The organism is Cytobacillus massiliigabonensis (assembly GCF_900199725.1).
Lineage (GTDB): Bacteria > Bacillota > Bacilli > Bacillales > Cytobacillaceae > Cytobacillus > Cytobacillus massiliigabonensis.
Map to the genome: position 1 here is coordinate 1,620,388 of NZ_LT904904.1, position 15,395 is coordinate 1,635,782.

A 15,395-nucleotide genomic window follows, 5' to 3' on the forward strand; every position below is an offset into this window, starting at 1 on the left:
TCGTTATATGCCTCGTTTTCTATTACTCTTTTAAATCTTCAATGGAATCAATGTCCATGTATGCAGGAACAACTAAGCCGATTTTAGTTCCCTCTAGGTTTGTACCTAAATCCTCAAACTTCCCTTCGAATTCTTTATAATAGTCTGCATGCGTTAATGGCAGCCAGCCAGCGATATGTGCATCAAGACTTCCTTCAGCAACCCCAGCCCACATAGGACCTGCTTCTACTTGACGAAGGGTAACTTTGTAGCCTAGATCGGTCAACACTTGTGCAACCACATTTGTACTTGCGATTTCCGTATCCCATGCAACATAACCAAGCGTGATTTTGTCACCGTCAACTTTCTCTGCGCCTTCTGTCCATTTAGCAATCTTCTCAGAATTCTCATCGACCCATTTACGCGCAGCTTTTTCCGGATCTTCCCCATCTGTAATTTGAACCATCACTGCGTTCATATCTTCCTCTTGCCAGTTGAATTGATCTAACACCTTGTAAGCGGATGGATGATCTTTAGCAAGCCCGTTACGTGCAATCGAATGGATATTTTCTTCATCTCCATAAGTCCCTTTAGGATCTTCTAAATATTTCAAATCAAATTTTGAAAACTTCCAGTGCGGGCTCCAGCCAGTAACAATGATTGGTTCTTCTTTATCATAGGCTTTCTTTAAAGCGGCAGTCATAGCTGCGCCAGAGCCTTCTACTAATGTCCAATCATCAAGCTCGTATTCTTCAAGAACATTTGCAGTTGCTTTCATTATCCCAGCTCCAGGATCAATCCCAATAATTTTGTAATCGACGCTTTCTCCAACGGATGCTTCAGAAGCACCTTTATCTGTTTTTCCTTTGTCACTGCTTGCCTCATCAGACCCACAAGCAGCTAGACCGAATGTTAAGGCAGGCACCATTAAAAAAGATAACCATTTTTTCTTCATGATATTTTTCCCCCTCGTTTTTTAATTCCTATATTTTGGGTAATCCGATCAAGGATAATGGCCATTACCACAATCGCAAGACCAGCCTCAAAACCTTTTCCAATTTGAATCTGTGTGACCGCACGGTAAACGTCTGCTCCAAGACCAGGTGAACCGACCATGGACGCAATAACAACCATTGACAATGAAAGCATGATACTTTGGTTTACACCTGCCATGATTGTTGGCATGGCAAGCGGAAGCTGTACCTTGAGCAAACGCTGGCTAGTAGTAGAACCAAATGCCTCAGTAGCTTCAATAATATCTGCTGGCACTTGCTGGATTCCTAGAATGGTTAGCCTTATCGTAGGCGGTACGGCGAATATAACTGAAGCTACTACGCCTGGCACAACTCCAATGCTAAAGAAGAATATCGCCGGGATTAAATAAACAAATGCAGGCATCGTTTGCATAAAGTCTAATATTGGAGTAATAATCTGTTTAACTGAATTCTTTTGTGAAGCCCAAATGCCCATGGGGATTCCAATAACGACTGTAATTAGGACCGCTGTTAAAACTAATGAAAGAGTTTCAAGCATACCTTCCCAATATCCTAAATTATCTATTAAGAACAAACCAATAACAGCAAATAGGGCGATGCCCTTTGTTGCTAGTTTCCACGCTAATAAACCAATAAGGATAATGAGTATATAGGATGGAATAAATGCTAAAGCGGCAAAAAGCCCTTCCACAATTCCTTCTAAACTGACAGTAATAGCATCGAAAAGAAAGGCAAAGGTAACTGTAAGCCAATCAACAAAGCGATCAATCCAATCTGCAAGCGGGAGTTTTGGTAATAAGCCTTCCATTAATGATTCCCTCCTTTACTTGACTGATCAGCAGCCACTTCTTTTTTTGCCTTTTCTAAGTCATTAATAACTTCATTATTTCCGGCTAGGGCGCCAATGACCGCACCTCTCACAAGAATGCCATATAGTCGATTGTTTTCATCTACAACTGCAACTGGAATTGTAGCAGTTGACACTTTGTCAAATAGATCCGTTAACAATGTTTCACCTGTTACCTTTTGAACATTTGGATTAATAATTGCTTGCAATGTTTGCCCATTTTCAGCGGCTGTCTTTGCATCATCAGCTGTTATTGCCCCAAGAAGGATTTGCTTTTTATCAACTACGTAAATGCTTGAAATTCCTAGTTTCTTCATCATTTGCAAAGCTACTCTAGGTCCTTTATCGATTTGAACGGTTTCCGCTCTTTTCATTACATGGCTTGCAGTCAATACTTTTGAAAGATCAACATCTTCTACGAATCTCTCAACATATTGGTTGGATGGGTTCATAAGAATTTCCTCTGGAGACCCAATTTGCACAATTTCTCCGTCCTTCATTAAGGCAATTTTGTCCCCGATTCTAAGTGCCTCATCTAAATCATGTGTAATAAAGATAATTGTTTTTTCCATTGAGGATTGAAGCTCAAGCAATTCATCCTGCATATCTTTTCTAATTAATGGATCTAATGCACTGAATGCTTCGTCCATTAACAAAATATCCGTGTCATTTGCGAGTGCCCGAGCTAACCCGACACGCTGCTGCATTCCTCCACTAAGCTGTTTTGGAAATTGGTTCTCATAGCCTTCAAGTCCTACTAATTTTAAAGCATTACGTGCTTTTTTCTTTCTTTCTTCCTTCTCTATCCCTTGAATTTCTAATCCATACTCCGTGTTTTCAAGGATCGTACGATGGGGAAGCAGGGCAAAATTCTGAAATACCATGCTGATTTTTTTGCGCCGTACATTCCTTAGCTCTTCCTTTTTCATTTTTGTAATATCTTTTCCGTCAATCCAAACCTCTCCTATAGTAGGATCAATGAGTCTATTTAATGTACGGACTAATGTGGACTTTCCACTCCCCGAAAGACCCATGATGACAAAAATCTCACCGGCATGGACATCAAATGTTGCTTGATTGACACCGACAGTGGAGCCGGTCTTTTTTAAAATATCTGTTTTGGATTTCCCTTCATTTAAAAGCTGCAATGCTTTTTTAGGGTTCTTCCCAAAAACCTTTGTAATGTTTTTAACACTTAATTTCACGTGTTGTTTACTCAAATCTTTCACCTCGTTCAATTGAAACTTCTGGACTAGTCGCAGTAACTAATAAAGCAAATCAAGTAATAATCGCCGTGCAATAAGGACCATTTAATTGTATTTGTTTTAAAAAAATAGGGCAAAGCTGGTAATTAGCCATATTCAGCTGTAAACTTTGTACAGTAAAAACTGAACGTACTGTATAACTTGAATTCTTACAATTCCTTTCTTTTCCTCCAAGATGCTATGCTACATCCATCTTTACATTCTGAAAAATAGTGGTAGTCTAATAAATGATTATTTCATTTTTAGGGGTAAACTAATGAAATATTGAAACAGTTAATTTTACATTTATGGATGTGAATAATTACATGGATGGGAAAGAACAGCTCGAACGTGTTCGCGAAAGGGTCATTGAAACCATTGCTAAGAATATGAATTTATATGGAATTACTGATTCAATTGGGCGATTATATGGAATGTTATACTTTCATAATCATCCGATGACTCTTGATGAGATGAAGGAAGAGCTCGGTATGAGCAAGACAAGCATGAGTACTTCAGTCCGAACCTTAACGGATTTAAAAATGGTAGAGAAGGTGTGGAAAAAGGGAACAAGAAAGGATTTGTATCAAGCAGAAGAGGATTGGTACCAAACCTTTATTGATTTCTTCTCCATTAAATGGCGTGCGGGAATTTCTATGAACATTGCTGCAATGACTAAATCCATATTGGAGCTTGAAAGGTTAGCAAAATCTGAAGAAATAGACGAGGAAGTGCGGGCTGCAGCCAAAATAGATATTACAAAAATGAAGGCAGCACTTAGTTATTATGAATGGTTGAATCGTTTGGTAGATAGCTTTGAATCAGAAGAGATTTTTGATTTTATCCCGAAAAATAAAGATGAATTGTAAGTGAATTGGAAGCACAGGATCCTGTGCTTTTTCATTTTTTTAAACATTAGTATCTAATTAGAAGTGCAAGCCGCAAAAAATATTGAAATTTGTCTTATTTTGTTATAAACCTATGAATCTCTCTTATTTTCTCCCGATTCTAGTTTTTTTTGATTTTGACAAATTTAACTTCACGTGAATTAAACACAATATATAGTGGTGTTGAAAATATTTCAGGTACTATATGTTGATTTTGGAGTTCTAGTATGGTAACTTTAGGTTATTCATTAAATCAACTAGATTTAACATAGGTTTTGAAGTTACTATCAAAATTGAATATTTTTTTTGAAGGAGTTGTAAAAATGTCTGTTGCATTAGGACAAAAAATGAGTTTAAACGTTGAGCGCTTGAATGAAGACATCCGTCTATTTCCTCAAGTACACCCTATCACCTCTGATATGAAAATGACCCACAAAGGGGTATCCCGTTTAGTCATGTTGGATAGGTATACATTTAAAGATACAGAAAAAATAACTCTGACTAATGGGGACTTCGTCGTTCTTACCATCAAAGAAGATCCAAAATTCCCTGCTCGAGGCCTTGGCTACATCCTAGATATTGATTGGGAAAAGAAAGCAGCATCTGTTCTAGTGGAAGAAGATTATCGCGGGGTTCTTGATGACCCAGAAGAAGCACAAACTGGAATCATCAAGCGATCCCTAGATGTCATTGAAAAACCGCTAGAGCTTTTTTATGAGCAAATTGCAAAACGTAATGCAACAGGCCTTGCATCTGTTGAGAAAACTGAAGAAAAAAGACAAGAGTGGTTCGAAAAATTTTATCAAGAGCTAGCAAACTTAAACTTTATCCCTGCTGGCCGTGTTCTATATGGGGCGGGAGCGGATACGGACGTAACATATTTTAACTGTTATGTAATGCCATTTGTTCAAGATTCACGAGAAGGCATCTCTGAACACCGTAAGCAGGTGATGGAAATCATGAGCCGGGGCGGCGGAGTGGGAACAAACGGCTCCACCTTGAGACCGCGCAACACGCTGGCAAAAGGGGTTAATGGAAAATCATCAGGTTCTGTATCCTGGCTGGATGATATTGCGAAGCTAACTCATTTAGTGGAGCAAGGCGGGTCACGCAGAGGGGCCCAGATGATCATGCTTAGTGATTGGCATCCTGATATTATTGAGTTTATCATTTCAAAAATGCAAAATCCTAGAATATTGCGATTCTTGCTTGAAACGACGAATGATGAAACAATAAAAAAATATGCAAAAGAAAAATTAAAGTTTACCCCATTCACAGAGCAAGAGCTAGCCATGTATCAAGGAATTATAAATTATAAGCAAATTCCTGGGTATGGCGGATTTAATGAGAAAATCATAAATGATGCAGAAGAAAAATTAGCAGCTGGCGGCAATTACTCCGTGCATAATTCTGAATTCCTTACAGGAGCGAATATTTCTGTATGCTTAACGAAGGAATTCATGAATGCAGTTGAAAATGATGCCGAATATGAACTCCGATTCCCGGATGTAGAGAGCTACGATCAAGATGAGATGCGAATCTACAATGAAGAATGGCATAAAGTTGGGGATGTTCGTGAATGGGGAAAGCTTGGTCATAAAGTCCGTGTTTACCGTAAAATCCAAGCGAAAGAGCTTTGGAATTTAATCAACATTTGTGCGACTTACTCAGCAGAACCAGGCATTTTCTTTATCGATAATGCAAATGATATGACAAATGCAAAAGCATATGGACAGAAGGTTGTAGCAACAAACCCGTGTGGGGAACAGCCTCTCGCACCATACAGTGTCTGCAATTTGGCTGCTGTTAATCTGGCAGAAATGGCAGATAAAGAGAACAAGACTGTAAACTTTGAAAAATTAAAGCGTACTGTTGAAGTTGGTGTACGGATGCAGGATAATGTAATTGATGCAACACCATATTTTCTTGCAGAGAATAAAAAACAGGCTCTTGGTGAACGCCGCGTTGGTTTAGGTGTCATGGGACTCCATGATTTACTGATTTATTGTGAAACAGAATACGGATCTGAAAAGGGTAATGAGCTTGTTGATAAAGTATTTGAAACAATTGCGACAACTGCCTACCGTGCTTCTGTAGAACTAGCAAAAGAAAAAGGCAGCTTCCCGTTCTTAACTGGGGAAACAGAAGAAGAAACAAACCGTTTAAGAAAAGCCTTTACAGAAACAGGCTTTATGCAAAAAATGCCTGCAGATATTCAACAATCAATTATTGAAAATGGTATTCGTAACTCCCATCTTTTAACCGTGGCTCCAACTGGATCCACTGGGACAATGGTTGGGGTTTCAACTGGACTTGAACCTTACTTCTCATTCTCTTACTTCCGAAGCGGCCGCTTAGGCAAATTTATTGAAGTGAAGGCGGATATTGTTCAAGAATATTTAGATAGGAATCCAGATGCGGATCCGAATAACCTGCCTGAATGGTTTATTGCTGCTATGGACTTAGCTCCAGAAGCGCATGCAGATGTGCAATGTATTATTCAGCGCTGGATTGACAGCTCTATCAGCAAAACGGTTAATGCACCGAAAGGATATAGCGTTGAACAGGTGGAAAAAGTTTATGAGCGATTATACCGTGGCGGTGCAAAAGGCGGAACGGTATATGTAGACGGTTCACGTGATTCGCAAGTCTTAACGTTAAAAGCAGAAGAAAATAGCTTCGATGATACGAGCTATGATAAAAAAGAAAAAACAAAACAGCATGTCGTTCTCGTTGATACAATCAATGATCTTCGTTCAACAAATGTTACGATTGGATCAGAGGTTGGAAATACATGTCCAGTCTGCCGCAAAGGAAGCGTAGAGGAGATTGGCGGATGCAACACATGTACAAACTGCAACGCCCAGCTAAAATGTGGATTATAGAATAAATACGAAAAAGAAGATGGAGCTGCATTCCATCTTCTTTTTTTTGCTTTCAAATAAAAACATCCTGTCCACCGTACTATTTTTGAGTGTCCCTGATTAAAAATGTATCAAGTGAGTACATCGACGGGAGTGGCTTGCATGTATATAGACGGTGTTTTTTCCGGAGGGGGAATTAAAGGGTTTGCGCTAATAGGAGCGTATGCAGAGGTTGAGAAAAGAGGCTTTCGTTTCAAAAGAGTAGCTGGGACAAGTGCAGGGTCGATTGTCGCAGCATTAATTGCAGCAAAGTATACAAGTGAAGAAATTTATCAGCTAATGGATGAGCTTGATCTGGAGACATTTCTTGATTCAAGGAAAACTTATATCCCATTAGCAGTAACGAAATGGATCTTCCTTTATTGGCGACTAGGATTGTATAAGGGAGATCAATTGGAGAAATGGGTGGAAGAAAAGCTTGCTGTAAGAGGTTTAAGAAAGTTTTCAGATCTTCCTCAGCAGGCGCTGAGAGTTATTGCTTCTGACTTAACAAATGGCCGTCTAGTTGTATTGCCTGATGATTTAATTCAATATGGCATTGATCCTGGATCATTTTCAATCGCAAAAGCGATCCGAATGAGCTGCAGTCTTCCGTATTTTTTTGAACCTGTAAAGCTCCATACAAGGGGAGAGACAAGTATTATTGTCGATGGGGGGGTACTTAGCAATTTTCCTATGTGGTTATTTGATAAGGATAATGTAAAAAAAATACGTCCTGTACTAGGAATAAAGCTAAGCCATAATGCTATGGACCGGCCGAAAAACAAAATAAAAAATGCAATCCAAATGTATGAAGCATTATTTGAAACGATGAAGGATGCACATGATGCCAGATATATTTCAAGAAAACATGCAAAAAATATTATCTTTATCCCAACGGAGGGTGCATTAACGACAGAGTTTCAATTAACACAAGAGAAAAAACAAGAGCTTATTCAGTTAGGGGAGAAGTGTGCAAATCAGTTCTTTTCACAGTGGGCTTATTAGTCTATAAAATAAAAAAGGTCGAGCTTATTATAAGGAAGCCCGATCTTTCTTTTTGCCTTTTTTTCCTTGGATTACGGTTAAATGGGCAGAAGATTTTTTTTTCGATTTTTTAAGAGATGATAAGGAATTCCCAGAGCTGACCTTACGGGGCTGTCCTTTTCCTGAGTGATTCGTTTGAAAACGCTTTTTTGATTTTTTTGCTGCGCGGATAAAGGCCTGCTGTTCACGTTTTCTAGGGCTAGCTTTATAATAACGCTGAAAAATATAATAAATTACAGCACCTACTAATAAAATGACAGCAATCCTTAGCAAAAAACCGGTAGGATTAGAGAAAAAATTAGCAGTCATTCCCACGACAGCAAGAAAAATAAGCCCGAGGATTATGAATACTGAAATCCGATTTTTCAAGAAAGCCACCTCCCTATGAGCATGATGAGCATATTTTCTATCTTTTAAACTCGATCTAACAAGAAATTATTCGATATTTTTATTATTAACGAAAGTAAACTGTCTGTATCTATCTCTATTCTACAAAAAATATGAAAAAACCTCTAGGAAGGATACTTAAATTACTTTTAGGCTATATAACATATTTCTTTTACATGCAAGGGAATAAAACGAAGAGGACATAATATAAAATGGAGGTGGTAAAAATGGCAGAAGAAAAGCAACTGGAACAAAATCAACGGGAAAAACCAATGTCCTTTATTACCATGGTAATAGCAACTGGATTAATTGGCGGAATATTGTGGAGCGGTCTCGCCTATTTTGCCTATGTATTTAATTTAACTGAAATAAGACCCAATGTTATTTTGGAGCCATGGACTATCGGGGACTGGAAAAAGGGGTGGCTTGGAACAGTTATTAGTATTGTAATGATTGGTGGAATATCCATTATTTCTGCTTTTATCTATTATGCATTCTTACGGAGGTTTCCAAGTATTTGGGTAGGAGCAGGATATGGCATCAGTTTATTTGTCGTAGTCTTTTTTGTCCTAAATCCAATATTTCCAGGGATTGCCCCTTTTAATGAACTAGGGAGAAGTACAATTATTACCTCAGTCTGTTTTTATCTTTTGTATGGTGTATTTGTAGGATATTCTATTTCATATGAAGAGAGCGAAATCAAATATAAAGAAAGGATGGAAAATGAGGTACAGCAGGATTCTAAATAAGTCCTAAAGACCAGTATAATCTTCTTCACGATCCTATTCCTGTTTAAGAGCATTCTTAAAGTAGTGGAAAAGAAATCATTTATGATAAAATATTCTTGTAAATCAATCTTTTTCACGGGAGTGCGTAAATGAATAAAATATTATTATTGAATGGTCCCAATCTTAACTTATTGGGGAAACGTGAACCTGATGTTTATGGATCAACAACATTAAAGCAGCTGGAAGAGAAGATTACAGCACTAGGCGAATCAAATAACATAGAAATTGCCTGTTTTCAATCCAATCATGAAGGGGAGATCATTGATAAGCTTCATGAAGCAAATGAGATCGGTGTAGATGGAATTATTTTTAACCCAGGTGCATTTACGCATTATAGCTATGCGATAAGAGATGCAATAGCAGGGATAAAGGTTCCTGTCGTTGAGGTACATATCTCAAACGTCCATTCCCGTGAAACCTTCCGTCATACCTCAGTCATTGCTCCGGTAGCGGTAGGACAAATTGTAGGCTTAGGAATGATTGGATATGAATTAGCCTTCCAAGCTTTAAAGGAAAGAGTAAAGGGGAGAGAATAAAAATGGAAAAATTACAAAGATTACGCGCAAGTTTTGAAAAACTAGGGATAGACGGAATGCTCATTACAAGTACATATAATCGCCGTTATATGACAAATTTCACTGGATCTGCAGGGGTAGTGCTAATCAGTGGAGAGCATGCTCAATTTATTACAGATTTTCGTTATATTGAACAGGCTACTGCTCAGTGCGAAGGATATGAAATTGTTAAACATGCGGGTTCTATTCCAGATGAAGTGGCAGTGCAGGCAAAAAAACTAGGAATTACAAAGCTTGGCTTTGAACAAGATTATTTAACTTTCTCCTCATTTAAAACATATGAGAAGGCTGTCCAGTCTGAATTAGTTCCCGTTTCTGGCGAAATTGAAAAATTACGCTTGATTAAGACGGATGCAGAGATTAAGATATTAAAGGTAGCGGCGGACATTGCGGATGCTGCATTTAAACATATGGTTGAATACATCCGCCCAGGATTAACTGAGATGGAAGTTTCCAATGAATTAGAGATCTTTATGAGAAAAGCGGGGGCTACCTCATCGTCTTTTGACACAATTGTTGCGTCAGGCTATCGTGGCGCCCTTCCACACGGTGTAGCAAGTGATAAAGTAATTGAAAAAGGGGATATGGTGACTCTTGACTATGGTGCTTATTATAAAGGATATGTCTCAGATATTACACGAACACTAGCAGTCGGTGAACCTGATGATAAGCTAAAGGAAATATATGACATCGTATTACAGGCACAAATGCGCGGAATGGATGGCATAAAGCCTGGGATGAGCGGAAAAGAAGCAGATGCTTTAACACGTGATTATATTACCGAAAAGGGGTACGGAGAATATTTCGGACATTCCACTGGCCATGGGATAGGCTTGGAGGTTCATGAAGGACCATCTCTTGCTTCTAAATCAGAAATTATTCTTGAACCTGGCATGGTCGTAACGGTAGAGCCTGGCATTTACATACCAGGGCTTGGCGGTGTCCGTATTGAAGATGATACTTTAATTACGAATGACCATAATGAAACGCTGACTCATTCAACAAAAGATCTAATTATTCTTTAATAACTGGTATCTGAAGCTAAGCGCGAAAAGCTAGACAAAGAGAAAAGCGGAAGCGCCTTGCCCAGGGGCGACAAGCAGAAGACGAGCCGACGGGAAGGTTGCTTTTTAACCTTCATGGCGGTTTGGCTTATGACCTCGAGCCCCTAGGCGCTGCAGCTAGACAAAGAGAAAAGCGGAAGCGCCTTGCCCAGGGGCGACAAGCAGAAGACGAGCCGACGGGAAGGTTGCTTTTTAACCTTCATGGCGGTTTGGCTTATGACCTCGAGCCCCTAGGCGCTGTAGCTAGACAATTAGGAGGATTTACATGATTTCAGTAAATGATTTTCGTACAGGTTTAACAATTGAAGTAGATAACGGGATTTGGCGTGTAATGGATTTCCAGCATGTTAAGCCTGGAAAAGGAGCGGCATTTGTTCGTTCAAAATTGCGTAATTTGCGTAACGGTGCCATTCAGGAAAAGACATTCCGTGCGGGTGAAAAAGTTGCAAAGGCACAAATTGATAACCGCAGAATGCAATACCTATACGCAAACGGAGACCAGCATGTTTTCATGGATAACGAATCTTATGAACAAATTGAGCTCCCAGCTGTATCTATTGAATATGAGCTGAAATTTTTAAAAGAGAACATGGAAGTTCAAATCATGATGTACCAAGGAGAAACACTTGGGGTTGAGCTGCCAAATACAGTTGAACTGGAAGTAACTGAAACAGAACCTGGAATTAAAGGAGATACTGCTTCAGGCGGAACTAAACCAGCTACTCTAGAAACCGGTTTAATCGTTCAAGTACCTTTCTTTATCAACCAAGGTGATAAACTAATTATTAATACAACTGAAGCTTCATACGTTTCACGTGCATAATATGGAAAATGAAAATCCCGAAAGGAACACCTTTCGGGATTTTCATTCGTCTTGTTCCATTATTGACCTGCCTTCTGCACCAGGTGAAATATCTGTATCACTTCGATTATTATAGTCAGGATCAGATGTCGCTTCGGTTCTATTATCACGTGTTCCTCCAAGATATCTGAACTTTAATTCTCTTTGGTTTTTTAAGAATGCTTTGCGATTTTCGTTTGTCATATATACTTATCCCTCATTTCTTAATTTCAGCCTTATTTAATATTGTTATCTACTTCATAGGGATTATGAAAATTAATGTCAGATACCACCTTCTATTTATTTCCACTTGTACTGCCAGCTAATATAAGCTAAGATAAATATACAGAAGCTGCGTTGTTCGCTTGTATATGAAGTTTCAACCTTTATTTAGAATTAGGGAGTTCAATATTATTGCTGGAACATCATGCCTCCATTTGTTGAGGACGAATGAGAAAGCAATTGCGGACACCCACCTGTTGGAGCAGGTATGAAACTCCATATAAATCGGCGGCAAAGGCGGCTATACATAACAAATGAGAAAAGCAATAACCAAATGGGTTATTGCTTTTTTTTATTTCAAGAATATAAATATTCAGCAGTAATATAACTTTTAAATTCTATTGTCCCTGGCTGAATGGGAGTAGCAGCCTCGCTTTTTGCAAAGGCGGTTGCCTGGAAGGGAAGAGGACCGTCTTGCAGGTTTGTATTTTCGATCACCTGTATTGGTGTTTTTATTAAATTGACACCTAGCGTCCCCGCAATCGCTTCTGCTTTCTGGAAGGAATTAATAACAGCTAATGAAAGTGTCTGTTGGACGAGCTGGTCAGTATCCTTTGTAATAAATTGTATTTCAGAGACGATGTTTGCGCCATTGCTGACAGCTGTATCAATGACTCTCCCGGTATTCTCTATATGTTCAATAGTAACACGGAGAAGATGTTGAACTTTATACCCTCTAAAAATTTGTTCTCCTTCCTTATAATCATATTGCGGAGAAATAGAATAGTCGACAGTTTGAATCAGTTGCTCCGGCACTCCAAGTTCTTTCAAGGCCACCTTAATGCTTGCTATGATTATTGAATTATTATTCTGAGCCTGTGTTACATCCATTGCCTCAGTAGATGCCCCTAAAGTCACCTGAGCTATATTTGGCTGAACGGTAACTATACCTTCCCCAGTAACACGTATCACATTCATCCTTTTATTAGGCAGGTAATTATTTCTATATGTCGGATAGTAGTACATTCTTTCCCACACTTCCTTTCAAAAAACTAGTCTTATTCATATGTACGATAAAAGGAAAGGCAACATTCGCATAAATGAATAGAATTTAGCATCAACAGAAGAAATCAAGTCATATTGTTTTAAAGCAGGCATACATTTTAAGTAGTGCTAGTCCAAATAGAAAAGCGAAAGCGCCTTGCCCAGGGGCGACAAGCATAAGACAAGCCGACGGGAAGGTTGTTCTTTAACCTTCTTGCCGGATTGGCTTATGACCTCGAGCCCCTAGGCGCTGCAGCTAGACAAATAGAAAAGCGAAAGCGCCTTCGGAACAATCAAAGTGCCGATTGTTCCTGCGAGGATTACTCAAAAGGAACTTTCCTTAGTGCCCAGGGGCGACAAGTACAAGTTTGCATAATCAGACTATGATTAGGAGGATCAGTGCATTGGAAACGATTCTAGCCTTTTTGCCGAAAACAATAGCCGATCAATTGAAGCATTTCTCCCCTTCTCAACTGCTGGAATTAGAAGAAATACGTGTCCGAATTAATCGGCCCGTTGAATTAACTGTAAAAGGAACTCCAACGTTTTTACCCTATATTGTAAAGCCAGATGATGCAGTACATTTACTAAATAAAATTAGCCATTTTTCCATTTATACTCTTGAGGAAGAATTAAGGCGGGGATATATCACCATTGATGGCGGACATCGCGTAGGGCTGGCAGGCAAGGTGATCCTTGAAGCTGGAAAGGTAAAAGCCATAAGAGATATTTCTTCCTTTAATATCCGTATTGCCAGAGAAAAAATTGGAATAGCCGACAGATTAGTACCTCATTTATTTAATGGGAACTGGCTTCATACGATGATCATTGGTCCACCCCAAACAGGTAAAACGACGCTTTTGCGTGATATCGCAAGAATCATATCTAGCGGAGAGAAAAATGGACTTTTTCATTCATATAAGGTAGGGATCGTAGATGAGCGATCAGAAATTGCAGGAAGTGTTAACGGAATCCCCCAAATGACATTTGGCCCCCGAATCGATGTCCTTGATGCCTGTCCGAAAGTGGAAGGGATGATGATGTTGATTCGCTCGATGAGTCCAGATGTTCTGATTGTAGATGAAATCGGCAGGAAAGAAGATGCGGATGCCATAATGGAGGCCGTAAATGCTGGAATCAAATTAATAATGACTACACATGGCACCTCATTAGAAGAGATAAGAAAACGGCCAACAATCAAACCTATTCTAGAAATGGGGATATTTCAGCGTTTCATTGAATTGAACAGGAAAAGCGGACCTGGAAGCATAGCGAGCATGAAAGATGGGGCAGGCAGAGAAATCCTGAGCGAAGCGAGAGTGATGTAAGATGGTGAAAGTCATTGGAGCCATTTTTATCATAATTGCAACTACTTGGGCAGGATTCGAGGCAGCCAGGCATCTAAATGAGCGTCCGCGTCAGCTCCGGCAATTGAAATCCGCTCTTCAATCTTTAGAGGCGGAAATTATGTATGGCCACACCCCTCTGCATGAAGCTGCAAGAAGGCTTGCTGCCCAGCTTTCAAAACCGCTGTCAGTGTTCTTTGAATCTTTTGCGAAAAGGCTGACTCATTCAGAAACAACAGTGAAAGACGCCTGGGAACAAAGTCTAAAAGAAATATGGAAAATCACTGCACTGAAGCAAGGAGAATTTGAAATCATGAAGCAATTCGGGGAGACATTGGGGAGGCATGATCGGAGTTCACAGCAAAAGCAAATTATGCTTACCTTAGCCCATTTAGAACGCGAAGAAGCAGATGCTTATGATAAGCAGGCTAAATACGAAAAAATGGTTAAAAGTTTAGGCTTCTTATCAGGACTTTTACTAATTATCTTATTAATGTAGAACGAGGCGGAGGAGAGTTTATGGGCTTAGAGGTTGATATTATTTTTAAAATAGCCGGTGTTGGGATTGTTGTCGCATTTTTACATACAATCCTTGATCAAGTTGGGAAGAAGGAATATGCCCAGTGGGTGACATTATTTGGCTTTATCTATATTTTATTTATGGTTGCTTCCATTGTTGATGACCTGTTTCAAAAAATTAAGTCAGTCTTTCTATTCCAAGGCTAAAGGAGGGCTTCGCCATTGAAATTCTCCAAATAGTTGGTGTGGCGCTTGTAGCTACATTCCTTGCATTGATTGTAAAAGAACAAAAACCCAATTTCGCCTTTTTGCTTATCGTATTTGTAGGCTGTACAATTTTTCTTTTCTTGGTTGATCAAATATATGCGATTATCCACATGATTGAACAAATAGCAGTAAATGCAAAAATAAATATGATGTATATTGAAACGATTTTAAAAGTAATTGGGATTGCCTATATTGCTGAATTTGCAGCCCAAATTACTAAAGATGCCGGTCAAGGCGCCATTGCTTCTAAAATTGAGTTAGCAGGAAAAATTTTAATCCTTGCAATGGCTATTCCTATTCTGACAGTAATGATTGAAACAATTATCCAAATGATTCCAGGATAGTTGCAATTCAACTTTAGTTCCCACCTCACGATGCTGCATAGATCTCGTATCATTCCAATTTTAATGAATCCAGAATTCCCAAAAACAGCCTTTTAA

Annotated in this window: 17 protein-coding genes and 1 other RNA gene; 12 read left to right on the forward strand and 6 right to left on the reverse strand. The window is 39.1% G+C overall.

Annotated features, from left to right (window positions below; translation table 11 throughout):
* Positions 1–22 precede the first annotated feature (22 nt).
* The 3 genes from C1726_RS19075 to C1726_RS19085 are packed head-to-tail and all read right to left on the reverse strand — an operon-like array spanning position 23 to position 3,041.
* Positions 23–934 (reverse strand): glycine betaine ABC transporter substrate-binding protein, encoded by a 912-nt coding sequence (locus tag C1726_RS19075; protein ID WP_102274597.1) that lies wholly within the window; start codon positions 932–934, stop codon positions 23–25.
* Entirely contained in the window at positions 931–1,782 is an 852-nt protein-coding gene (locus C1726_RS19080) for an ABC transporter permease (protein WP_102274598.1), read from the reverse strand. Before C1726_RS19080 ends, C1726_RS19075 begins: the two co-directional genes overlap by 4 nt.
* A complete protein-coding gene (locus C1726_RS19085) occupies positions 1,782–3,041 on the reverse strand; it encodes a quaternary amine ABC transporter ATP-binding protein (RefSeq protein ID WP_102274599.1) in 1,260 nt (419 codons plus the stop codon). The genes C1726_RS19080 and C1726_RS19085 overlap by 1 nt, the downstream gene beginning before the upstream one ends.
* Before the next feature lie 350 nt (positions 3,042–3,391).
* On the opposite strand from C1726_RS19085, the gene C1726_RS19090 reads away from it, so the two are divergent.
* From C1726_RS19090 to C1726_RS19100, 3 genes are all read left to right on the forward strand, one after another.
* A complete protein-coding gene (locus C1726_RS19090) occupies positions 3,392–3,934 on the forward strand; it encodes a GbsR/MarR family transcriptional regulator (protein WP_102274600.1) in 543 nt (180 codons plus the stop codon).
* Between the two features lie 341 nt (positions 3,935–4,275).
* Positions 4,276–6,837: a vitamin B12-dependent ribonucleotide reductase gene (locus tag C1726_RS19095; RefSeq protein ID WP_102274601.1), complete on the forward strand. Its 2,562-nt coding sequence runs from the start codon at positions 4,276–4,278 to the stop codon at positions 6,835–6,837.
* 141 nt (positions 6,838–6,978) lie between these two features.
* Positions 6,979–7,863 (forward strand): patatin-like phospholipase family protein, encoded by an 885-nt coding sequence (locus C1726_RS19100; RefSeq protein ID WP_102274602.1) that lies wholly within the window; start codon positions 6,979–6,981, stop codon positions 7,861–7,863.
* 27 nt (positions 7,864–7,890) lie between these two features.
* Here the strand turns inward: C1726_RS19100 and C1726_RS19105 are convergent, their stop codons facing one another.
* Positions 7,891–8,280, reverse strand: coding sequence for an SA1362 family protein (locus tag C1726_RS19105; RefSeq protein WP_407642042.1), 390 nt, complete (start codon positions 8,278–8,280; stop codon positions 7,891–7,893).
* Between the two features lie 236 nt (positions 8,281–8,516).
* Between C1726_RS19105 and C1726_RS19110 the strand changes: the two genes are divergently transcribed.
* The 4 genes from C1726_RS19110 (at position 8,517) to efp (ending at position 11,539) form a co-directional block, all read left to right on the forward strand.
* The gene (locus tag C1726_RS19110) at positions 8,517–9,038 is read left to right on the forward strand and encodes a YqhR family membrane protein (protein ID WP_102274604.1); all 522 of its coding nucleotides are present in this window, start codon (positions 8,517–8,519) and stop codon (positions 9,036–9,038) included.
* A 128-nt stretch (positions 9,039–9,166) separates the two neighbouring features.
* Complete coding sequence (aroQ, locus tag C1726_RS19115; RefSeq protein ID WP_102274605.1) at positions 9,167–9,613, forward strand: type II 3-dehydroquinate dehydratase; 447 nt, start codon at positions 9,167–9,169, stop codon at positions 9,611–9,613.
* Between the two features lie 2 nt (positions 9,614–9,615).
* Positions 9,616–10,677 (forward strand): M24 family metallopeptidase, encoded by a 1,062-nt coding sequence (locus C1726_RS19120; protein ID WP_102274606.1) that lies wholly within the window; start codon positions 9,616–9,618, stop codon positions 10,675–10,677.
* 304 nt (positions 10,678–10,981) lie between these two features.
* Positions 10,982–11,539 (forward strand): elongation factor P, encoded by a 558-nt coding sequence (efp, locus tag C1726_RS19125; RefSeq protein ID WP_102274607.1) that lies wholly within the window; start codon positions 10,982–10,984, stop codon positions 11,537–11,539.
* A 42-nt stretch (positions 11,540–11,581) separates the two neighbouring features.
* On the opposite strand, the gene C1726_RS19130 is transcribed toward efp, so the two are convergent.
* On the reverse strand, positions 11,582–11,761 hold the full coding sequence (locus C1726_RS19130) for a hypothetical protein (protein ID WP_102274608.1): 180 nt from the start codon (positions 11,759–11,761) through the stop codon (positions 11,582–11,584).
* Between the two features lie 142 nt (positions 11,762–11,903).
* Between C1726_RS19130 and ssrS the strand changes: the two genes are divergently transcribed.
* A non-coding RNA gene (gene ssrS / locus C1726_RS19135) (6S RNA) lies at positions 11,904–12,087 on the forward strand.
* A gap of 49 nt (positions 12,088–12,136) precedes the next feature.
* Here the strand turns inward: ssrS and C1726_RS19140 are convergent.
* Positions 12,137–12,805 (reverse strand): SIMPL domain-containing protein, encoded by a 669-nt coding sequence (locus tag C1726_RS19140; protein ID WP_102274609.1) that lies wholly within the window; start codon positions 12,803–12,805, stop codon positions 12,137–12,139.
* Between the two features lie 422 nt (positions 12,806–13,227).
* On the opposite strand from C1726_RS19140, the gene spoIIIAA reads away from it, so the two are divergent.
* The 4 genes from spoIIIAA to spoIIIAD are packed head-to-tail and all read left to right on the forward strand — an operon-like array spanning position 13,228 to position 15,299.
* The gene (spoIIIAA, locus tag C1726_RS19145) at positions 13,228–14,151 is read left to right on the forward strand and encodes a stage III sporulation protein AA (RefSeq protein ID WP_102274610.1); all 924 of its coding nucleotides are present in this window, start codon (positions 13,228–13,230) and stop codon (positions 14,149–14,151) included.
* 1 nt (position 14,152) lies between these two features.
* A complete protein-coding gene (spoIIIAB, locus tag C1726_RS19150; RefSeq protein ID WP_102274611.1) occupies positions 14,153–14,668 on the forward strand; it encodes a stage III sporulation protein SpoIIIAB in 516 nt (171 codons plus the stop codon).
* A gap of 20 nt (positions 14,669–14,688) precedes the next feature.
* A complete protein-coding gene (gene spoIIIAC, locus C1726_RS19155) occupies positions 14,689–14,895 on the forward strand; it encodes a stage III sporulation protein AC (protein ID WP_009794945.1) in 207 nt (68 codons plus the stop codon).
* A 14-nt stretch (positions 14,896–14,909) separates the two neighbouring features.
* Positions 14,910–15,299 carry a stage III sporulation protein AD gene (spoIIIAD, locus tag C1726_RS19160; protein WP_180968317.1) on the forward strand — a complete coding sequence of 130 codons (390 nt, stop codon included), beginning with the start codon at positions 14,910–14,912 and terminating at the stop codon, positions 15,297–15,299.
* Positions 15,300–15,395: the final 96 nt, after the last annotated feature.